The sequence below is a fragment of the Comamonas sp. B-9 genome, from assembly GCF_000410635.1.
In the GTDB taxonomy this organism is placed as follows: Bacteria; Pseudomonadota; Gammaproteobacteria; order Burkholderiales; family Burkholderiaceae_C; genus Comamonas.
Window position 1 is genome coordinate 256 of record NZ_KE148646.1, and the last position, 21,512, is coordinate 21,767.

At 57.3% G+C, this 21,512-nt stretch carries 17 protein-coding genes and 1 pseudogene; 10 read left to right on the forward strand and 8 right to left on the reverse strand.

Features of this window, described 5'->3' with window-relative positions; genetic code table 11:
- Positions 1 to 303: pseudogene (locus tag H928_RS32560) on the reverse strand (3-hydroxyacyl-CoA dehydrogenase); the annotation flags it as partial.
- Positions 304 to 408: 105 nt separating this feature from the next.
- Positions 409 to 2,073 (reverse strand): NAD(P)/FAD-dependent oxidoreductase, encoded by a 1,665-nt coding sequence (locus tag H928_RS0120185; RefSeq protein WP_021028127.1) that lies wholly within the window; start codon positions 2,071 to 2,073, stop codon positions 409 to 411.
- Between the two features lie 254 nt (positions 2,074 to 2,327).
- Between H928_RS0120185 and H928_RS0120190 the strand changes: the two genes are divergently transcribed.
- The 8 genes from H928_RS0120190 to H928_RS0120225 all read left to right on the forward strand — a co-directional run bounded on the left by H928_RS0120190 (position 2,328) and on the right by H928_RS0120225 (position 10,137).
- Positions 2,328 to 3,992 carry a long-chain fatty acid--CoA ligase gene (locus H928_RS0120190; protein WP_021028128.1) on the forward strand — a complete coding sequence of 555 codons (1,665 nt, stop codon included), beginning with the start codon at positions 2,328 to 2,330 and terminating at the stop codon, positions 3,990 to 3,992.
- A 99-nt stretch (positions 3,993 to 4,091) separates the two neighbouring features.
- A complete protein-coding gene (locus H928_RS0120195; protein WP_021028129.1) occupies positions 4,092 to 5,012 on the forward strand; it encodes an SMP-30/gluconolactonase/LRE family protein in 921 nt (306 codons plus the stop codon).
- A 44-nt stretch (positions 5,013 to 5,056) separates the two neighbouring features.
- Positions 5,057 to 5,809 carry an SDR family NAD(P)-dependent oxidoreductase gene (locus H928_RS0120200; RefSeq protein WP_021028130.1) on the forward strand — a complete coding sequence of 251 codons (753 nt, stop codon included), beginning with the start codon at positions 5,057 to 5,059 and terminating at the stop codon, positions 5,807 to 5,809.
- Between the two features lie 14 nt (positions 5,810 to 5,823).
- A complete protein-coding gene (locus tag H928_RS0120205) occupies positions 5,824 to 6,597 on the forward strand; it encodes an ABC transporter ATP-binding protein (RefSeq protein ID WP_021028131.1) in 774 nt (257 codons plus the stop codon).
- A complete protein-coding gene (locus H928_RS0120210; RefSeq protein WP_021028132.1) occupies positions 6,590 to 7,336 on the forward strand; it encodes an ABC transporter ATP-binding protein in 747 nt (248 codons plus the stop codon). Before H928_RS0120205 ends, H928_RS0120210 begins: the two co-directional genes overlap by 8 nt.
- 17 nt (positions 7,337 to 7,353) lie before the next feature.
- Positions 7,354 to 8,235: a branched-chain amino acid ABC transporter permease gene (locus tag H928_RS0120215; RefSeq protein WP_021028133.1), complete on the forward strand. Its 882-nt coding sequence runs from the start codon at positions 7,354 to 7,356 to the stop codon at positions 8,233 to 8,235.
- 64 nt (positions 8,236 to 8,299) lie between these two features.
- Positions 8,300 to 9,310, forward strand: a complete 1,011-nt coding sequence (locus H928_RS28955; protein WP_084635901.1) for a branched-chain amino acid ABC transporter permease — start codon at positions 8,300 to 8,302, stop codon at positions 9,308 to 9,310.
- A gap of 2 nt (positions 9,311 to 9,312) precedes the next feature.
- Positions 9,313 to 10,137 (forward strand): SDR family NAD(P)-dependent oxidoreductase, encoded by an 825-nt coding sequence (locus H928_RS0120225; RefSeq protein WP_084635896.1) that lies wholly within the window; start codon positions 9,313 to 9,315, stop codon positions 10,135 to 10,137.
- Positions 10,138 to 11,395: 1,258 nt separating this feature from the next.
- Here the strand turns inward: H928_RS0120225 and H928_RS31800 are convergent.
- The 3 genes from H928_RS31800 to H928_RS31090 all read right to left on the reverse strand — a co-directional run bounded on the left by H928_RS31800 (position 11,396) and on the right by H928_RS31090 (position 16,586).
- On the reverse strand, positions 11,396 to 11,983 hold the full coding sequence (locus H928_RS31800) for a hypothetical protein (RefSeq protein ID WP_148293245.1): 588 nt from the start codon (positions 11,981 to 11,983) through the stop codon (positions 11,396 to 11,398).
- Between the two features lie 108 nt (positions 11,984 to 12,091).
- Positions 12,092 to 14,731: a sensor histidine kinase gene (locus tag H928_RS28960; protein WP_043341284.1), complete on the reverse strand. Its 2,640-nt coding sequence runs from the start codon at positions 14,729 to 14,731 to the stop codon at positions 12,092 to 12,094.
- A gap of 124 nt (positions 14,732 to 14,855) precedes the next feature.
- Positions 14,856 to 16,586: an Eco57I restriction-modification methylase domain-containing protein gene (locus H928_RS31090; RefSeq protein WP_084635897.1), complete on the reverse strand. Its 1,731-nt coding sequence runs from the start codon at positions 16,584 to 16,586 to the stop codon at positions 14,856 to 14,858.
- 555 nt (positions 16,587 to 17,141) lie between these two features.
- Here H928_RS31090 and H928_RS0120250 point away from each other — a divergent pair.
- Both H928_RS0120250 and H928_RS0120255 read left to right on the forward strand, forming a co-directional pair.
- Positions 17,142 to 17,915 (forward strand): enoyl-CoA hydratase/isomerase family protein, encoded by a 774-nt coding sequence (locus H928_RS0120250; RefSeq protein ID WP_021028139.1) that lies wholly within the window; start codon positions 17,142 to 17,144, stop codon positions 17,913 to 17,915.
- Between the two features lie 448 nt (positions 17,916 to 18,363).
- The gene (locus H928_RS0120255) at positions 18,364 to 19,011 is read left to right on the forward strand and encodes a TetR/AcrR family transcriptional regulator (RefSeq protein WP_021028140.1); all 648 of its coding nucleotides are present in this window, start codon (positions 18,364 to 18,366) and stop codon (positions 19,009 to 19,011) included.
- Positions 19,012 to 19,084: 73 nt separating this feature from the next.
- On the opposite strand, the gene H928_RS0120260 is transcribed toward H928_RS0120255, so the two are convergent.
- From H928_RS0120260 to H928_RS33690, 3 genes are all read right to left on the reverse strand, one after another.
- Entirely contained in the window at positions 19,085 to 20,278 is a 1,194-nt protein-coding gene (locus H928_RS0120260; RefSeq protein WP_021028141.1) for a porin, read from the reverse strand.
- Between the two features lie 205 nt (positions 20,279 to 20,483).
- Positions 20,484 to 21,059: a nuclear transport factor 2 family protein gene (locus tag H928_RS0120265; RefSeq protein WP_021028142.1), complete on the reverse strand. Its 576-nt coding sequence runs from the start codon at positions 21,057 to 21,059 to the stop codon at positions 20,484 to 20,486.
- On the reverse strand, positions 21,056 to 21,512 hold a 457-nt coding region (locus H928_RS33690; RefSeq protein ID WP_043341274.1), incomplete at its 5' end, for an acetate--CoA ligase family protein. The genes H928_RS0120265 and H928_RS33690, both read right to left, overlap by 4 nt.

Below are 21,512 nucleotides of genomic sequence, written 5' to 3' on the forward strand. Positions count from 1 at the left end.
GCCCAGCACCGTGCCATGCAGGGCCACCACAACAGGGCGCGTCTGTGCCTCGATGCGGTTGAGCAGCGCATTGATGGCCTCGGCAGAAAACGCCGGGTTGTTGAACTCGGCAATGTCCGCGCCCGCAACAAAGGACGGGCCTTCGCAATGGATCAGCAGCAGCGGCAGCGAGGCATAGGCCTCAAACTGCGCCAGCGCGGCGCTCAGCCCCGTCAGCAGGCTGTGCGAGAACAGGTTCAGCGGCGGGTGGGAGATGCAGATACGGCCTATCCCGTCTGCGCTGTGAAAGGTGACGTTGCTCATGGCTGGCAGCTCTTGGTGGAAGATAAAAATGCCCCGCTGCAGGGCGCAGGCAGGCACAGCCCCCGGGGGCCGCATGGCCTGTCAGGGACTTGAAAACCCAGGTTATCAGTGCGTGGCGTTTTCCACTGTTGCGCTGGCGTCTGCCGTGCGCTCGCGGTCGCGCTTTTGCGCAAAGTGGTAGCCGCTGAAGCCCTTCTGGATGGCAGCGTTGCAGTGCTCGCGGTACTTCTGGAAGCCGCCGGTAAACATGGTCAGGCCCGGTGCCTTGCCTTGCACATTGGCGCCCACATACCAGGTCTTGGCCTTGGACAGCAAGGTGCGCGGCGCCAGCGAATGGACCAGGTCCATCCAGGCCCGCTCCTCTTGCGCGCTGGGCTCGATACTGCTAAAGCCTTGGGCCTGCATGTGGCGGATGGCAGCCGCCGTCCAGTCCACATCGTTCTCGCTGGTGCGCACCACATTGGCCAGGGCCGAGGGGCCATTGGGCCCGGTGGTCATGAACAGGTTGGGGAAGCCATGCATCATGATGCCCAGGCAGGAGGTCGCACCCTCCTTCCACTTCTGCTGCACCGTCAGGCCATCGCGCCCTTCCACCTCAAAGGCCAGCAGCGCGCCGGTCAGGCCGTCGTAGCCGGTGGCAAAGATCAGCACATCCAGCTCCACCTCGCCCGACTGCGTGCGCAGGCCCTTCTCGGTGATGGACACGATGGGGTCGGTGATGCAGTCGCGCAGATGCACATGGGGCTGGTTGTAGGTTTCGTAGTAGCCGGTGTCCAGGCACGGGCGGCGGGCAAAGATGGGGTAGCCGCGCGGCTTCAAGGCCTCGGCAGTGGCTGGGTCGTCTACCGCCTCGCCAATCTTGCCGCGCACAAACTCGGCCACTTCCTCGTTGGCCTGCTCGTTTTGCATCAGATCGGCAAAGGTACCCAGCATCGCCAGGCCGCCTTGCAGCCAGGCATCTTCCAGCAGCGCCTGGCGCTGCGCCGGGGTCACGCTGAAAAACGGGCGGCTCGATTGCGGCCGCACGCCACCCACATTGCTGTTGCGTGCCAGCTCGCGGATGCCGGCATAGTGGCGCTTGACCTCGGCGACGTACTGAGGCTCCAGCGGCACATTGCGCATCGGCATCGTAAAGCTGGGCGTGCGCTGGAAGACGAACAGCTCACACGCCTGCTTGCCCACTTCCTGCACGATCTGGATGCCGGTCGATCCGGTGCCGATCACGCCCACCCGCTTGCCGCTGAAATCCACCGGCTCATGCGGCCAGCGCGCCGCACGCAGGATCTGGCCGCCAAAGCGCGCAATGCCTTCAATCTCGGGCTCCTTGGGCACCGACAGCGGGCCGGTCGCCATGATGCAATAGCGCGCCTCATAGCATTCGCCCCGGTTGGTGCGCACCACCCACAGCTGGCGCGCCTCGTCCCAGCGGGCGCTGTCCACACGGGTGTTGAACTGGTAGTGCTTGCGCAGGTCCAGCCGCTCGGCGACAAAGTTGAAGTAGCGCATCAGCTCGGGCTGCGCGGCAAACTGCTCGGACCAGGTCCATTCCTGCTCGATCTCGGGCGAGAAGGAGAAGCTGTAGTCGATGCTGGGCAGATCGACCCGCGCGCCGGGGTAGCGGTTCCAGTACCAGACGCCGCCCACATCGCCACCGGCCTCAAAGGCCTGGATCTTCAGCCCCATCTCCCGGAACTTGTGCACTGCGCACAGACCGCCAAAACCGGCGCCCACGATGACCGCATCCACCTGGTGGATTGTGTGATTGTCCATTGCTCTTTGTCTCCTGCTGGCTGGTGCCGGCCGCCCCGCCACACCGCAGCGGGGCACCGGCTCGATAGGGGATGGCAGCTCGCCTCCACCTTGTTCTCGCTGCATCATGCCTACTTGCCGACCGGTAAACAACAGGGTTTCCCCGCAAGCGTTTTGGAGGGGACAAGTCCAGGGTAATCCCGGGCTTGCGACGCTGCTGCGGCTGCTAAACTTTTTACCTGCCGACAGGTATATAAAACAAAACAAGGAGCAACATGCAAGGGCTAATGCAGCAGCGCGCGCTGCGGATTTCCGGCTTGCTGGAACATGCAGCACGCTTTCATCCCCAGGTGGAAGTTGTCTCCCGCACCCCGGACGGGGAGCTCACGCGCTCGAACTGGCTGACCGTGTCCCAGCGCTCGCGGCGCCTGGCCGCCGCCCTGCTGCGCCAGGGCATGGCCAGTGGTGCACGCATGGCTACGCTGGCCTGGAACACGCACCGCCATCTGGAGCTGTACTACGCCGTATCGGGCGCCGGCGCGGTGCTGCACACCGTCAACCCGCGCCTGTTTGCCGACCAGATCCGCTACATCATCAACCACGCGGCCGATGATTATGTGTTCTTCGATCTGAGCTTTGCCGGCCTGGTGGCCGAGCTGGCGCCCAGCCTCAAAACGGTGAAGGCCTATGTGGCACTGTGCAAGCCAGAGCAGATGCCGGCGATGGACCTGCCCGCTCCCCTGCTGTGCTACGAGGACCTGGTGGCCGAGGACGCGGGCGATTTTGACTGGCCCGAACTCGCCGAAGACAGCGCCTCATCGCTGTGCTACACCTCGGGCACCACCGGCAACCCCAAGGGCGTGCTCTACAGCCACCGCTCTACCGTGCTGCATTCCTGGGTGGTCTGCGCGGCCGATGGGCTGGCCTTGCGCGCCCGCGATTGCGTGCTGCTGACCGTGCCGATGTTCCATGTCAACGCCTGGGGCCTGCCCTATGCCAGCGCCATGTGCGGCGCCAAGCTGGTGCTGCCCGGGCCGGACTTGAGTGGTAAGGCGCTCTACCAGCTGATGCGCGACGAGGGCTGCACTTTCTCGCTGGGCGTTCCCACCGTCTGGATGGGCTTTTTGCAGTATGTCGAGAGCCTGCCAGCTGCCGACAAGGATGCCTTGAAGCTCGAACGCATCATGATGGGCGGCTCGGCCGCACCGCGCGCAATGATCGACCAGTTCGACAGCCTGCTGGGTGTCACCGCCAACCAGGCCTGGGGCATGACCGAGACCAGCCCGGTTGCCACCGTCAGCACCCTGCTGCCCCAGCATGAGGCTCTGGCCCGCGATGAGCGCATCGATGTACGTGCCCGCCAGGGCCGGCCCATGTATGGCGTGGATGTGGCCATCTTCAATGACGAGGGCCAGCAGCTGCCGCCCGGCGACCCAGCCCCTGGCGAGCTGCGCGTGCGCGGCCCCTGGGTCATCTCTGCGTATTACGGGCAAGAGGCCGGCTCGGCACTGGATGCGCAAGGCTGGTTCAGCACCGGCGATGTGGCCCGTATCGATGACGAAGGCTTTGTACAGATCACCGACCGCGCCAAGGATGTCATCAAGTCCGGCGGCGAGTGGATCTCGTCGATCGACATCGAGAACCTGGCACTGGCCCATCCCGCTGTCAAGGAAGCGGCCGTCATCGGCGTGCACCACGAGCGCTGGCAGGAACGCCCGCTGCTGGTCATCGTGCGCAAGCCCGGCAGCGATGTCAGCGGCCAGGAAGTGCTGGACTTTATGAAGGACCGGCTGGCGCGCTGGTGGCTGCCCGATGCAGTCGAGTTTGTCGACGAGCTGCCCCACACCGCGACCGGCAAGCTGCTCAAGACCCGGCTGCGCGAGCAGTTCAAAGGCTACCAGCTGCCCACAGCCACCCTTTCGGCACCCGTCGCCAACTAAGACCAACACCCGCTCGCTACGCGCACGGCCCCCTAGAGAGGCCGGCGCACCCGCAGCAGCCAAGGCACCGCCTTGGCTGACCGCACCAGGAGACAAGACATGAACGCCCTCACCGCGCAGGCAGCGGCCGCGCGCATCCATCCACTGCTGCCCCAGCGCGATCTGCTGGGCGAATGCCCGCTGTGGGATGTGGCCACGCAATCGCTGTACTGGATCGATGGCCGCGCCCAGTGGGTACACCGCTACTGGCCGGCAGACGGCCGGCAGCAGCAGTGGGCGCTGCATGCCCATATCGGCTCGATCGCGCTGTGCCGCAGCGGGCGCTTGCTGCTCGCGCTGGAAGATGACTTCCATTTTCTGGACCCGGACAACGGCCAGACCACGCCCATGGGCGTACAGGTGCAACACCAGGGCGAGCGCATGCGCCTGAACGACGGACGCTGCGACCGGGGTGGCCGCTTTGTGGTCGGCTCGATGAGCATGACGCCGCAGTCACCCACCGGCAAGCTCTACCAGCTGAGCGGTGATGGCCGCCTGCGCGAGCTGGACCAGGGCTTTCAGGTCGCCAACGCCACCTGCTTTAGCCCCAACGGCCGCTGGCTGTACTTTGCCGATAGCCCGGCGCGCCAGATCTGGCGCTATGCCTATGACCCGGCCACCGGCGCCTGCGGTGCCCGCGAGGCCTTTATCGACACCGCCGCGCTGGGCCTGGCGCCCGATGGCGCCACCGTCGATGCCCAGGGCTATCTCTGGGTGGCCATGGTGCTGAGCGGCCAGTTGGCCCGCTTTACGCCCAGTGGCGAGCTGGCCGGTACGGTGGATTTTCCCGCCGATGCCTACGTCACCTGCCCCGCCTTTGGCGGCCCGGCGCTGCAAACCATCTACCTCACCTCGATCAGCAACAGCGGCAACCTGCTGCGCTCCAGCCACCCGGATGCGGGGGCCGTCTTCGTCATCGACGGCCTGGCCGCAACGGGGCTGGAAGAAGCGCGTTTTGACGATACCAACAGCCCACGCTGAGACGTGGCGGACCTTATTTTTAATTTGACCAGGAGACAAACACCATGACACAACGCTTTGCAGGCAAGGTCGCACTCGTGACCGGCGGCGCACAAGGTATCGGCCGCGCCATCGTGCAGGCCATCGCGGACGAGGGCGGCAGCATCGGCATTCTGGACCGCGCCGAGGACAAGGCGGCTGAGGTGGCCGCAGCCATCGTGGCCCAGGGCGGCCGCGCCCATGCCTATGGCGGCAATGTGGCTGACCGCGAGAGCTTCAGCAGCGCGATTGCCGATCTGAAGCAGCGCTACGGCCGCTTCGACATTCTGGTCAACAACGCCATCTGGGTGCGCTACGGCCCGATTGCCGACATCACGCCCGAAGCGCTGCAGCGCATGGTGGGCACCGGCTTCAACTCCATCGTCTGGGGCATCCAGACAGCAGCCGAAGCCATGGACGACGGCGGCAGCATCGTCAACATCGCCTCGGCGGCGGCCTTTATCGGCATGCCCCAGGGCATGGTGTACTGCGGCGTCAAGGCCGGAGCGCTGGGCCTGTCGCGCGCAGCAGCGGCGGAGCTCGGGCCACGCGGCATCCGCATCAACTCGGTCTGCCCCGGCTCCATCCCGACCGAAGGCGTGGGCATCAATGTCGATGCAGAAAAAGTGCGGCTGCGCATCGCCAAGACGCCGATGGGGCGCCTCGGCACGGTGCAGGACATTGCCCGCGCCGCCTGCTTTTTCGCGTCGGACGACAGCCGCTTTGTCACCGGCGAATCGATGCTGGTCGACGGCGGCGCCACCCAGTCCTTCATCTGATCGGAGGCGCCGCCATGACTGCTCCCCCCGAGGCGGATGCCCCCATCCTGGAAGCGCGCCAGCTCTGCCGCCAGTTCAGCGGTTTCTATGCCGTCAAGGACGTGAACCTGAAAGTCCAGCGCCACTCGGTGCATGCGCTGATCGGCCCCAATGGTGCCGGCAAGACCACCTGCTTCAACCTGCTGACCACCTTCTTGCGCCCCAGCTCGGGCCAGGTGCTGTTCAACGGGCGTGATATTTCGCGCAGCGATCCGGCCAGCGTGTCGGCCCTGGGCCTCGTGCGCTCGTTCCAGATTGCGGCCGTCTTCAGCCACATGACGGTGCTGGAGAACGTGCGCATTGCGCTGCAGCGCAAGACCGGCGGCACGTTCACGTTCTGGCGCTCGGTCAAGGTGCTGAGCGCGCTGGACGAGCGTGCGATGGACCTGCTGGACAGCGTGGGCCTGACGCGCTGGAAAAACGTCAAGGCCTGCGACCTGCCCTATGGCCGCAAGCGCGTGCTGGAGCTGGTCACCACGATCGCAATGGAGCCCGAGATGATTTTGCTGGACGAGCCCATGGCGGGCCTGGGCCATGAGGACATCTGGCCGGTGGTGGAACTGATCGGCAAGGTGGCGCAGGGGCGCACCGTGCTGATGGTGGAGCACAACATGAAGGTGATATCGCATCTGTGCGAGACCGTCACCGTGCTGCAGGCCGGCCAGGTGCTGGCCGAAGGCAGCTATGACGAGGTATCGCGCGACCCCAGGGTCATTGAAGCCTATGTCGGAGGGGCCGCCCATGCCTGAGAACAACAACGCCAACAACGGCGACAACAACACCGCGCTGCGCCAGATGCTGCAGGTGCAGAACCTGCGCGCCTGGTATGGCGAAACCCTGGCGCTCGACGGCATCGACCTGCATGTGGGCGAAGGCGAGGTCGTCTGCCTGCTGGGCCGCAATGGCGCCGGCAAAACGACGACCTTGCGCGCCATCATGGGCCTGCTCAAAAAGCGCGAAGGCCAGATCAGCATCCAGGGCCAGCCCACCGAAGGCCTGCCGCCCGAGGCCATTGCCCACCTGGGTGTGGCCTATTGCCCCGAGGAGCGCGGCATTTTTGCCAGCCTCAGCACCGAAGAAAACCTGATGCTGCCGCCCGTGCTGCACCCCGGCGGGCTGACGGTGGAGGACATCTACCAGGTCTTCCCCAACCTGCATGCGCGCCGCAAGAGCCCGGGCACGCGCCTGTCGGGTGGTGAGCAGCAAATGCTGGCCATTGCCCGCATTCTGCGCACCGGCGCGCGCCTGCTGCTGCTCGATGAGGCCACCGAAGGACTGGCACCGGTCATCGTGCAGAAGATCGGCCAGACGCTGGAGATGATCCGCGCGCGCGGCTACACGGTGCTGATGGTGGAGCAGAACTTCCGCTTTGCCGCATCGGTGGCTGACCGCTTCTACGTGATCGAGGAAGGGCGCGTGGCCAGCCACTTCCACCGCGCCGAGTTGGAAACGCGGCGCGACGAGATCGAAGCGCTGCTGGGACTGTGACAGGCGGAGACAACACTATGGATACTCTTTTCGGAATCCCGACAGCCGCGCTGATCGGCCAGCTCGTGGTGGGCCTCATCAATGGCTCGTTCTACGCGCTGATGAGCCTGGGCCTGTCGATCATCTTCGGCCTGCTGCATGTGGTGAACTTTGCCCACGGCGCGCAGTACATGCTGGGCGCCTTCGTGGCCTGGGGCCTGCTGCACTACCTGGGGCTGAGCTACTGGTGGGCGTTGATCCTAGCGCCGCTGGTGGTGGCGGCCTTCGGCATCCTGCTGGAGCGCACCATGCTGCGCCACCTGTACGCGGTAGACCATGTCTACGCGCTGCTGCTCACCTTCGGCATCTCCATCCTGATGGAGGGCGCCTTCCGGCTGTGGTTTGGCGTCAGCGGCCAGCCCTACCCCAACCCGCTGCAAGGCGGCATCGATGTGGGCCTGAGCTTTTTGCCGATGTACCGCGTCTGGGTGATTCTGGCGGGCCTGGCCGTCTGCCTGGTGACCTGGTACTTCATCGAAAAAACCAAGCTGGGCGCCTACCTGCGCGCCGCCAACGAGAACACGCCCCTGGTGCGCACCTTCGGCATCAACGTGCCGCGCATGCTGACCCTGACCTATGCGCTGGGCGTGGGCCTGGCCGGCTTCAGTGGCGTAATGGCCGCGCCCATCTACCAGGTCAGCCCGCTGATGGGCTCGAACCTGATGATCATCGTCTTTGCCGTGGTGGTCATCGGCGGCATGGGCTCGATCATGGGATCGATCATCACCGGCTTTGCGCTGGGCGCCATCGAGGGCCTGACCCGCGTCATCTACCCCGAGGGCGCCGGCGTGGTCATCTTCATCGTGATGATCATCGTGCTGGCCGTGCGCCCCAACGGCCTGTTTGGCAGAGCGCACTGATGCGCCCGCACCGCCCTGCCCCCTGGGTCTCCACCCAAGCTCTTGTCTTTCCCAAGGATTGAACATGCATTTCTTCTCACAACGCACCAACACCCTCTTGCTGGTGCTGGCGCTGGTGGCCCTGCTGCTGGCGCCACTGGTGGCCTACCCGGTCTTTCTGATCAAGCTGATGTGCTACGCGCTGCTGGCCGCATCGGTCAACCTGCTGATGGGCTACGCCGGCCTGCTGTCCTTTGGCCATGCGATGTTTTTTGGCACGGCCGGTTATGCGGCCGCCCATGCCATCAAGGTCTGGGGTTGGGACGGCTCGGCCGCCATCGTGCTGGCCATGCTCTGCGCCATGGCCGTGGCCGTTGTCACCGGGCTGCTGGCCATCCGCCGCCATGGCATCTACTTCTCGATGATCACCCTGGCCTTCTCCCAGGTCATCTACTTCTTTGCGCTGCGCCTGCCCTTTACCGGCGGTGAGGACGGCATCCAGAACGTGCCCCGGCCAGAGGTGTTTGGCTTTATCTCGCTGGCCGACAACACCACCCTGTACTACTTTGCCGCCACCCTGGTCGCCGCCGCCTTCTGGCTCATCTACCGCATCGTCTACTCGCCCTTCGGCCAGGTGCTGCGCGCCATCCGCGACAGCGAAGCACGCGCCCAGTCGCTGGGCTACCAGGTGCTGCGCTACAAGCTGGTGATCTTTGTGCTGTCGGCCGCGCTCGCGGGCCTGGCCGGTGCGCTCAAGGTCATCACCTTCCAGCTGGCCACGCTCAACGATGTGAACTGGACCACCTCCGGCGAGGCGCTGCTCATCTGCATCGTCGGCGGCCTGCAGACCTTGCTGGGCCCTGTCATTGGAGCGGCCATCATCGTCAGCATGCAGAACTACCTGGTCGCCATGGCCGAGTGGGTGCTGATCATCCAGGGCCTCGTCTTTGTCGTCGTCGTGATGCTGTTCCGCAAGGGCATCATCGGCCAGCTCTACGCCTGGCTGGAAACCCGCCAGGCACGCCAGTCGGCACCGCAGGAGGCCCACAACCAGGCCGAGCGCCAAAGCCGAACCCAAACTGGACAAGGAGCATGAGCATGAGCGATTCAACATCCGTACCCGAGCAAGCCCCTGTCCAGCCCCAAGCCCCCAGCCATTTCCCCGAAACGCCCGGCTTGCTGCAAGGCCGCCTGGCCCTTGTCACCGGCGCGGCCAGCGGCATCGGCCAGGCCATCGCCATCAGCTTTGCCAAGGCCGGCGCCCGCGTAATAGTGACCGACCTGGACACTGCGCGCTGCGCCGACACCCTGGCCCAGGTAAAAGCCGCAGGTGTCGACGCCTGGGCCTTTGCGCTGGATGTGACCGATCTGGAGGCCTGCCAGGCACTGGCCGCACGCATCGGCAGCGACATCGGCCCGGTGGACACGCTCGTCAATAACGCCGGCCTGCTGATCCGCGAAGGCATCGACCACCCCCAGGCATCGCGCCACCTGCGCCAGGTCATCGATGTCAATGTCTTCGGCCTCTACAACATGGTGCAGTCCTGGCTACCCGCCCTGCGCGCCACGCGCGGCTGCATCCTCAACATCGCCTCCGGCGCGGCCTTTATCGCCCAGGGCAACGCCATGGGCTACTCCGCCTCCAAAGGCGCCGTAAAAATGGCCACCCAAACCTTGGCCCTCGACCTGGGCCGCGACGGCATTCGCGTCAACGCCCTGGCCCCCGGCGTCATCCACACCCCCATGACCGAAGCCACCCGCAACAACCCGCAGCGCCTGCAAGGCTTTATCCAGCGCACGCCTGCTGGGCGCATTGGTGTGCCGCAGGAGCTGGCGGGGCCGGCGGTGTTTTTGGTGTCGGGGTTGGCTAGTTATGTGAATGGGGTGACGTTGCCGGTGGATGGGGGGACTTTGGCGGTTTAGGGGTGGCAGGTATGGTTATTGTCGGCGGCAGCCTGCAATAGGTTTGAAATTGGAATTGGGCCAATACAAGAAATTGGGCGAGCATGTATCGTTGATATTTGAATGCTTGGCTCACTCAGTTCTGCATTTTTAGCTATTTTGGTCGCTAAGTCCTGCGTATTGGGATGAGATAGCGGCAGCGTTAGACCCAATATAGTCGCCCGATTCTGGAAGCCACAGCGGTGGTAGCTACCGCCGACCTTCTCGCAGCGGTGATACAGAGAGCCAAGACAGGCACCTCGCCAGTGATTTTTTTCAGTACAGCATTCCACCCTCACATTATTTATAGGTGAGATGCAGGCACCAGAATACATATCATCGACTTTCAACTCACCTGATTATGACAACAATATCGGTCAATGCTCTAGCCAGGCATTAACCATGCCTAAGGGAGAAGAATTCCCCGAAGCATTGACTGCTGGCGATACATGCAGATTCATTACCGAAGAGGCACTAGTAAAAACACCAATAAATTACGCCGCCAGCAGCTCTTCAAAGGCACTGAGATGCCTGCACATTCGCAAAAATGCGTGGTCACCATTCAGAAATAACTTAATCAACGACCACGCAAAAATGTAAGAAATCAAATAACTTGTGAAATATTCGGGTTTGATCGACTGATGAAATTCACACCTGAGCGGGCGTCTGATTTATTACTCAGTCAAGAATAAAAATTGCTTCCTGAACTCCTCCCCTATCTCGAAATAAAGTTTATGTATTGCCCGCTCCTCTTCACTACCATTCGGAAGAGTATTCGCCAATGCCGCCAAATCCTCCATCGTCTTATTGCATTTTTCCAATAGCCAAATCACCTGGTATCTGACAAGACCAAGCTTAAGCTTATTATACATATAGAGAGCCTGAGGACTCGCAGAGTTTGGTTGGATTCGACCACTTCGATCTCTAAAAAAATGCTGATTGTAATCAGTTGTACAAGGATCTAAGTAATTTGTAGAGTCATCATTTGACTTCAATATATTTACGTAAGAACATGCGTACACAAGGTTTGAATATTGAGTCTTGAATGCGGGAAACTTTGAGTGAGGCTGAAAGTGGTCAATGTGAAATGTCGAAATGCCACCAAACCATCGATGATGACTATCTGTATATCCACACCTGCAGTTGAAGTCGTCGGCCAAATACGTCTTGTAGCTTCTGTAGGATGCAAACGTTTTAGAACAACTCCTTTTTGGAGAGGTTTCGCGAAATGGGATCTGAGTCATGACTTTCCTTTACTTTTCTCCAAAATCTTCTCCGCTAACGAGATCAAACTATCCAATCGTTTAATGGTAGTAGTATCCCGCAATGCATCCGGCAGCCTCGATCTGGAGTCGAGACCCGACTCAATAAAATCATCCAATTTAGCCAAACGCTCTTCTTCGGAAAGACTCAGCTCGTTGTTTTTTTGTTTTTTAATGAGTGCATCGAACTCAAGCGACGCGTCATCCATTGATTTTTTATATGCGCGGACTTCGTAATAAATTCTGTCTGCAAACGTCAAATGCTGAGTATCTGGAGGCGAATCATTTTCACTTTGACTCTCTTTAAAGCTTCCATATTTTTCGAATATAAGCTTGACATCGCATCCACTACGGGCTGCATCATCACCTAAAGACGTCGCAATAAATACAGGGAAATTTTTTCTTCTGGCAAGTAGCTCGTTAGCTATATCTCCTCCGTTATACTCAACCGTATAAGGACTCGGTAAATCGACTTTGATGTCATTTAGAGAAAAATCTGTCAGAACAATATCAGGCGCCTTCTCATAAATCATCTCCATCATTTCCTCCAAAGTAGCAGTGGGCACCACATACTCTCCAGAAAAACGTTCTCGATTTCGATCCAAAAAGTCTTTCTTAAAACTTCGATGAGCTTCTCTTTGTTCATCGATGAAAAGTATACTGTATGTCATATGCTAGTTCTGACTTCTATATTTCTGTTGAAAATTGAATGTAATTCCAAAACCTGAGTTTGGATCTCTCGGCAACAACTGAGCATTCGCCTGGTACTCATCGGAAATTACTTTAACAATCCACATTCCCAGACCTGTTCCAACTTCTTGGCCAACGGAGTCCCTTTTTGTAGTATACATTGGCTTAAAAATAATCTCCGGCTCCTCTAGATGAAGAGGCAAACCTGGGCCGGTATCCGTATATTCCACCTTAATTTTTTCAGATGTCTCGGTGCATTTTATTAATATCCTACGAGCTCCTTGTCGCTTGGAAAGCTTAAATGCTTCGATTGTATTAACAAGCAAATTCAAAAAAATACTATCAAAGTCAATTTCAAAGATTCTCATTTTTAGATCTTCGGGACATTCAATAACTAATGTAATGCCTCGATCTAATAGAGTTTCATGCCAATTTGCTTCCAAAGTTTTGAAAAACTGCTCAAGAAAAATTTGCTTACGCTTTCGCTTATCTTTTCTGGCAAATCCTAATGAAAATCCCAGCCACATCGCAATATTTCTATCATCCCTCTTCATTTCCTTCATGAATTCAAAGGGGTTGTCGAATTCATCAAAAGATTCAAAATCCGAAGGAATAACTTTCGGCGCAAAAAGACTAGTTAGCTCTTCGAAGCGGGTATTTAAACTATCTTTGGTTTTACTAAGATCATGGCCGAATGAGGCAGCAACAATACCACTACTAGCCATGCCACGTAGCAGCTTTTGCTCTTCCAGTAATTTCTCATTCTCCTCTGCCATCCCCTCCGCGTACATAGCCAGAATAGCTAAATCTCTGTCATTCTGAGGAGAATCGCCTGATGGTGGAATAGAGCTTGTATTCACAGCTGCATTAGGTATCACAAGAGGTCGGGAGTTTTGACTCCTTTTCTCCCGCTCGCGCTGAATAATTTGTTTCGCCAAGCTTTCAGTCTGACCGTTGAGACCCGCCTGCTCACCCGGATTATTTTTGCTGTATGTGGACAGCTCTTTAGCGATGGACGAGCGATCTTCTTCAAACTTACCGATTATGCTAATGATAAGGTTCTTAAAGACTTTGAAAGTTTTTGTTTCTTGCAGACCGTCTCTACTAGATTTATCTTCGAATTCGAGGTTTGTCAACCGCGAAATTTTTATAGCACCAGCTATATTTTCTGGACGCACCTTATAGCCATGGGTATCCTTTGCAACCCCTGCTGGGCTTGAAGACTGCCTCAGTCCTAATCCGAGCCAATCAAACGCCGCTTCTTTGACTTCTCCATAGGGCCGCACCCTAAAATTATCTCTGTAGATTTTTATGCCGGCAAACTGTTTCAGCCATTCTTTCCGGCTTTTATCGGATATCTCTTTATAAAAAAATCTTTCCGTGTCCTTCTTCGTCGATGTGCGTTTCAGGAAATAAAAATTGAAATCAAACATTCCAATTTTTCGCAGATTATCGTCAGCATCCTTGAAACCTTCTAATAACTCAGAAAATTTATAGACCCGAGTCCATTTTTTATCAGGGAAATTCGGAATATTTACTCGAGTACTTTCCAAATTAAAGAAGTCTTTGGGTATTTTCCCCGCATCATACTCTTCCCTGAAGATAGTTATCTCAACCTCCTGATCAGAATTAGCTCTTGCCTCTACCTTGTAGTCGAAATCTTCACAGTCTGGCCCCAGGATCTCTCCGTACTTATCAGGTTCCAAAGAGGACAATAAGAAAATGCGAAAATTCTCAATGTCTTTAGGAGGAACGAGAATTTCTAAATCTTCAAAAACTTGGGTGACCAGCTCAGCATTCCAATCATCATGAAGATTTGTAATTTTTAAGACAGTACCATGAGAAAAATTCCCAAAGGCTGTTTTATTTGGCAGTTCCTCTTTATTACCATGCTCAAGCTTGCCCAAACGATTCCACAAAGCATTTAAATCGAAATCCTGCAAAGGATTTAATGTAGAGTCGATCAAGTTGGAATTATTGATATCTTCCAATGAGGCGGTCACATCATTAATTGTCTTACGCCCCACCTCGAAGTCGCGCCAATCGACTTTCCAAATACTTCCAGGCAATAAATTCCCAGAATTATTATTGTTTTTATTTTTATCCGGTATTGTAGTCATTGTGCATTTAGCACCAAGCTTATCAAGGGCAAAACGCCCGATTCCTTTAGCACCGGATTTAACACGACTAGATTTAGTTTGATAATCAAATAATTTATTATCAGTACCTATAGTCATCCAATGATTGAGGATGACATCTCGAGACATGCCATCTCCGGCATCTATTATATACAGCGAACAAAGAGTCTTTATTCTCTTTTTGAACGAATTTAAATAGCGAAATGGACATTCCGAATCTAATAAATAGTGATCCCCCGATCTCTTATATATCCGATTAAAATACACAGAATTGATCCCCTCCAATATCATTCTATCTTTTTGCTGAGTAGAAATCTTGTCGCGCATAATAGATAATCTGTTATCTATGTATATAATGCAAAACTGACTATCCGAGTCGTAACAGTTTTTAACCAACTCAATAATAGCACCTTTTGAGTTGGCTATATTCTCTCTACCGATTAGTATGGCAGCTCGAGCAGATACATTAAATGGAATTTCTACCATGTCTAGCCTCATTTTTTATGATGAATTTCAAGCAGAGTGTATATTTAATGACTATTGAAATTTTATTGAATTAGGAATTTATACACAAGGTAATATAAAGACTTGAAGTATCCACTTCGCTATGTTAGAAGTGATAAAACGATTCTAATACAGCACCATCAATCTCTCGTCCTTTCCTAATGAGCATTGCCAAGATATTTGGATTTGGTAGTGGCAATTGACCCAACTCCGATATCGAAACATTTACTGCGCCAGAAATACTTCTAAAAAGACGATCAATCGGTTCAGAAGAAAGTATAGCGACAAGCTCCTCTACTGATACCAGCGCATTTTCGCTTGTTTTCTCTAGGAAAATCACATGATTTTCACCGACTACGCCACGGTTAGTTTCAAGAAATTCAGCACTTATCGCAGCAGCGACAAGTCTTTTGGGTTGGTCTGGTGAGGTCACTCTCTGCAAAGCCACAGCTGGACGTCGCATGATTGATGGATGGTCCGCGCTTCCCATTTCAATATATATATGATGACAGTCTTTCTTACTAGTACGGCCATGAATAATTTCTCCCGCCGTTGTGATATCGCTTGACCAAATAATCGGAAAAATTGTATCCATTTTTCTATTTTTGGGTTTTTTGTCGTAGGTTTCTCTTACATCCCTATAGTCAACGTAAGCTCCTATTCGCGGAGTGTATCCATAGTCTTTTAGTCGATAAGACGATGAGGCTGCCAGACTAATTACTTCTTGATCAACTATACTTCTCGGAATTACCCATGCGTCAGAGTTATTAATTAGCACGCATTCTCCATTAAAGGTAAATTCTCCCGTGATAGAAAGTGCATAAATTTTGGTATGAAAAGGTATGTCTATTTTTTCAGTAGAACGTTTATATATACCAAGAACTGCGCCTTGAGAAACACCAATAAATACACCCATTCGATCATCAACCAAGTCTAGCTGACATGCAATTGCTCCCCTCAATATAAATTTGCGTAGCTTGGAGAAATGACGACCGGACAAATAGCTTGTCGGTGTAAGCAATCCCACGATAGAGTTACCCCCACCCAAACTCAAACATCGGCGAATAAATAATCCATATATATTGGGTTGACCCTCGATTATGTCACCAAATGCATCAAAATATCGACTTACCTCAACCGATTTCATTTTTCGATATGGAGGATTGCAAATGATTACGTCCGCATTCGCCTCATCACATGCCATTGATGATAATCCATCCCCGAGGAATATTTTGAAGCGAGGTTGAAGTGTTGTTCTACCTAGTTGCTCGTACAATGCCATTCGCAAAAATTGTGATGATAGAAATGCTAACGTTTCGTCAAGGTCATTTCCTATTAAATTAGTCGATACTTTTTCAATTATTTCCGATGAGCTCATGCCTAACTCGGCCATCGCCTCAATCATCCGAACCCCTACTGAGGTTAAGAATGCCCCGCCACCACAAGCTGGATCCAGCCAGACATGATTTGTCAAAGATGCACCATGAACAATTAGATCATCGATTAAACGATCAGCCAAGATAGGTGGCGTAAAGTACATGGATCGCTCACTCCGAGTATCATTACCTACCAATATCGCATAGGCAGAAGATAGCCAAAATGCAGAATCAAGCAATGGTTGAAGTGCTAGCCAAGAGGCTAATTCATTAATTATTTTTTCCTTATAAAAAATAGAATCTGGTTTAACTTGTTCATTAGATAACAAGGGGAACTGCTTCTTCTGCCAAATACGAAGCACTTCTTTCACTGCATTCGAGGGGCTTTCATCAGATCTTTCAACAAGCTTTTTAAGAGAGTGGACCTTCAGCATAAAGGCTTGCTTTCCGGCGGGAATCATGGAGGCAATCAAAAAAATAGAATTCCAAATTTTAATATATTACTGCAGTTAGATCTAGCTGCAGCTAGAGCTGATGATCGCGTTGTCGCAAAGGCCCAGTCTCTGGCTACGCTGATCAGTGAATAGAGCTGGGGCGAGGAGCCCCTTGGTTGGCATTGGGGCAATGACTTGGTAAGTTTATGGACTGCAATTCGCCTTGAGTTGCCTCTTGTGACTACGACTTTGGGGGCAACTTCAACCTCAGCGAATGCACTTAGCGCACCGCAAACTGGCGACCACCCATGCCAATCGCTGCATCCAAACTCTCTTTTGGCTCTCAACGCCATAGCTACAAGTTCAAGCCCAAGCGCGACGACAAGAAGTGTCTCCAGTCACCTGCACCTGCCCCGCCCCGGAAATAAACCCTGGCCAACTCTCGCTTGAGCTCGGCGCCCCAATCACCTGAGCGACACCCCCACCCCTCCCCCGTACCAACCCGCTTGAGCCCTCCGCCGTTATTCGCTAATATTTACTTGCCGACCGGTAAATTACTAGCATTCAACCAGGAGACCCTGCATGGCCTACAACACGCTCATCGTCGATATCAAGGACAAGATTGCCGTTGTCACCCTCAACCGCCCGCCCGTCAACGCGCAGAACAAGGAGTTCCGCAACGAGATCATGGAGCTGTTTGACGAGCTGTCCGACCGTGACGATGTGGCCTGCATTGTGCTCACGGGCACGGGCAAGGTGTTCTCGGCCGGTGCTGACATTCGTGAGCGCCCCAACCTGGCGGGTGAGCCCGGTGCCTATGGCCGCCACAACCGCCTGGTGCGCGAGTCGAACAACGCGATCATGGAATGCTCCAAGCCCATCATTGCGGCGATTAACGGGCCGGCGCTGGGGGCTGGCTTTGGGCTGGTGATGGCTTCGGATATCTGGGTGGCCTCGGAAGATGCCTATTTCTCGATGCCTGAAATCAATGTGGGCCTGGCGGGGGGTGTCACCTTCTTGCAGCGCTATTTCAGCCAGTCGCGCGCACGCCGCATGTTCTTTACCGGCATGAAGGTGTCGGCGCAAGAGATGTACCGCCTGGGCCTGATCGAGGCCTGCCTGCCCGCCGACCAGCTGATGCCCTATGCGATGGAGATGGCGCGCGAGATTGCCTCCAAGAGTCCTATCGCCTTGCGCCTGGCCAAGGAAGCTGCGCGCATGACCTTGCTGATGCCCACCCGTGATGCCTACCGCTACGAGCAAGGCAACACCGTGGCGCTGTCCAAGACCGAAGACACGCGCGAGGCGCAGCAGGCGTTTTTGGAAAAGCGCGAGCCGGTCTACAAGGGCCGTTAAGCGCTACGAAGGGCCACTAAGGGCCGTTTACACCGTCCTTGGTACGTCCTCGCCTGGCTGGCCGCCGCGCCCTGCCCTGTCGTGCGTCTGCACGGCATACGTCAGGACGCCATGTCAGGGATGCTCAACTGGGGGCGCCTAGCTGGGGGCGCCGAGCCGGGGACGCCAAGTCGGGAGCGCCGAGCCTCAACGGCAAACCTTCGGTTTGCTGGGTGCTGTTAGCAGCTCCCCGTCCCACGCGCCGAGAATCATCGATGGCTGCCGCTGGCCCAGGGCTACAAAACCCGGTCAGCGCAGCCTTAGCGGCTGCCGGACCGCGTCGGGCGGGGCCCGATGGATGGATGATTTTCGTTGAACTATGATGGTGCCACCGCCCAGAAGCCACAAGCCTACGGATGCGGATCGGTCGTCTACCGGCCGATATCAGGGCAAACAAATTTTGGTGACTATGCAAAAAAACACGACGAAACCCTCCGACGCCCCCGAAGAAGGCAGCAGCACGCGCATGCGTGTGGAAGACCGGAAAGAGCAACTGATAGAGATAGCGGTCCGGCTGTTTGCCAGCAAGGGCTTTGACGGTACCTCGCTGCGCGACATTGCCGACGAAGCCCAGATCACCAAGGCGGCGCTCTACTACCACTTCCCCAACAAGGATGCGCTCTACGAAAGCATCCTCGTCGATGGCATGCGCACCCTTGTCAACTATGTGTCTACAGCCATGGGCAAGGTGGCCAGCCCTGAAGGCAAGGTGCGCGAGTTCATGCTGTCCTCGGCCGATTACATGGACCGCAACCGCGACTCCTGGATCGCCGGCTCCAACATGTTCTGGTTTGGCGACAATGCCAAGCCCCGCACCGAGAACCTGGCCCTGCGCGACCAGTACGAGAAACTGCTGCGCGATGCGATCAAGCAGGCCGTGGACAGCGAGGTGTTCCAGAAGGTCGACCCCACCATCGCCAGCCGCATGCTGCTGGCCGTGCTCAACCAGCTGCCCCGCTGGCATTCGCCCACCGGGCGGCTGAGCGCCCGCCAGGTGGTGCAGCAGTACATTGACATGATTTTCCAGGGTCTGCTGGCCAGCAATCCCGCTCGCTAAGCCAGACACGGGATACCTATAAAACAAGGCCCAGGCGCGCCAAACGCCTGGGCCTTGTTGCTTTCGTCAGCCGTCAGAAGCTGTGGATGATGCCCACCCGGTAGGCATTGCTGTTGCCGTTGTTGGTAAAGCCCGCTGCGGTCACCGCGCCGGTCAAGGTGTAGCCGGCGCCGTTCTTGTTCTTCACATAGCCATAGTCCGTGTACAAGGTGGTGCGCTTGGACATCGGGTACAGATAGGCCACGCCATACTGGCGCGCATCACGGTTCAGCGGGCCGGTGTCGTTCAGGTCGATGGCATTGAGCAGCAAGGTGCCTGGGCCCAGCTTGACCGAGGCACCGATCGAGAAGCTGCGGTCGTCCTGGCCTTCGTAGTAGCCCACGGAGGGGAATCCGGCCAACTGGCCACTGTTGTCCAGTCCGGTGTTCACGGTCGGCGTGATGGCCGCGCCGGGGTTCTTGAAGGTGGCAAACGAGCCAAACAGCTTGAAGGCCTTGAAGTCATAGGCCAGCGCCGAGTTGAAATAGCGCGTCGCCGATCCATCGGTGGGGTTGGTCATGCGCGTGGCCGATACGGCTGCGCTCCAGGCATCGTTCTTGTAGAACAGCGCCAGGGTGTACTGGTGGGCACGGTGCTCGATGTCAATGCTCTGGCGCGTGTACTCGCTGATGGTATAGGCCGCCTTGCCGATAAAGCCGCCGATCGACGGGCTTTGGTAGAGGATGTTGTTGTTCTGCCGGCCGGGCGATGGCTGGATGCCCTGCAGGTTGCCGCCGCCGCCCAGGCCAAAGGGGTCACCGACGGCCTGCACCTCGGTCGGCAGCGATGCCAGGGTACGGCCCATGCGCAGTTCGCCAAAGTTGCCGGTCAGGCTGATGAGCGAACCCCGGCCAAAGGCCTTTGCGCCAAAGCCCTGGTTTTGCTGCTGCGCGCCGTTGGAGGTGTTGATGCCCATCTCCAGCTGGAAGTTGGCCCGCAGGCCGCCGCCCAAATCTTCGCTGCCCTTGAAGCCCAGGCGCGAGCCCATCATGTGGCCGCTCTCCAGCTTGGTGGCGCGCTGGCCCTGCATCGATACGCTGGCCACGCTGCTGTCGATCAGGCCATAGACCTGTACCGAGCTGCTGCCGCCTGAGGCCAGCCCCCCGGCTGGCGAGGTGATCTGCTTGAGCTCCTGGGTCTGCGCGGTTTGCGCCGCCGCCCCCCCGGCTGCCGTGGTGGCGATGAGTGCTGCGAGCAGCGGATGAAGTCTGGGCTTGTTGGCTTTCATGGTTTGTCTCCTGGTGTAGTTTTGGAAAGACGTGGTCGGGCCTGGCCCCATGCACGACCACGGTGAAAACGCTTTGCTGTTTTTTTAGACCGAGCAGATCCCCACCGTGCTAGACAGCGCAGTGAGAAAGGGAGTCCCTGCAATCAAACGCAGGGGCAGAGGGGGCGGATGCGATCCGCCAGATGGAGCGCGGTGAGCGGCGCGGCTATGGGCTAGCGGGCATGGCCACCTCGCGCATCAACGCGTACCAGGGGTCGTCAGGCGCCCTGGCGCCAATAGGCAGGCGCCGGCCAAAGCGCGTGGCTTCGTCCTGCGTGGGCGCGGCCCAGATGTCCTGCCAGTCGTAGACCACCACGCGCTTGGCCACCCGCCATTCACGCTCGGCGGTGGCCGTGGTGCGGCAGGTGAACAGATCGACATAGCGGCCGCACAAGAAGGTGGCGCGCGGCGCGCCAGCGGCATCGCTGTCCGTCTGGTAGGCCAGAAAATACGCCTCCGCCGCAGCGGCATCGCCGTTCAGATGGATCGACAGATTGGCGATGTTGTGGATGTAGCGCCCCTTGGCCAGCTGGGGCAGCGCCGCCTGGATAAAGCCTTCCGCACTGCCCTGGTAGGCGCCATGGCGGTCCGTAGCATCGGGCCAGTAGGCGGCGCGCAGGGCAGCTTCGTCGCCCCGGTCAATGCCCCGGCAGTACGAATAGAGTGCTTCGCGGATCGCCTCGCGGTCGCAGAGCGCCTGGAATTGCGCCTCCAGCTGGGCCAGCCTGGCTTCGCTGCTCATGGCTGTGCCCCCTGCTGCGTCTGCGCGCGCAGCTCGATCACCGCATCCAGGCACATGGCGCCCTGGGTGCGCACCATCAGCGGGTTGATGTCCACGCTCTGGATGCTGTCAGCATGCTGCATCGCAAACCCCGACAGCCGGCACAGCGCCTGCACCAGCGCGGCCTCGTCATACTGCGGGCCGCCGCGCCAACGGCGCAGCAGCTGGCTGGAGCGCACGGCATCCACCAGCGCCTGGGCGCGGGCTGCCGTGAGCGGTGCCGAGGCCAGCGCCACATCCTGGAACAGCTCCACCGCCGTGCCTCCGCTGCCATACATGACCATCTGGCCAAAGGTCGGGTCGCGGTGCAGGCCCAGGATCACCTCCACGCCGCCGCTCAGCATCGGGGCAATCAGCACGCCGTCCAGCCGGGCATCGGGCCGCGCTGTGCGCGCGCGGTCCATCAAGGTGCCA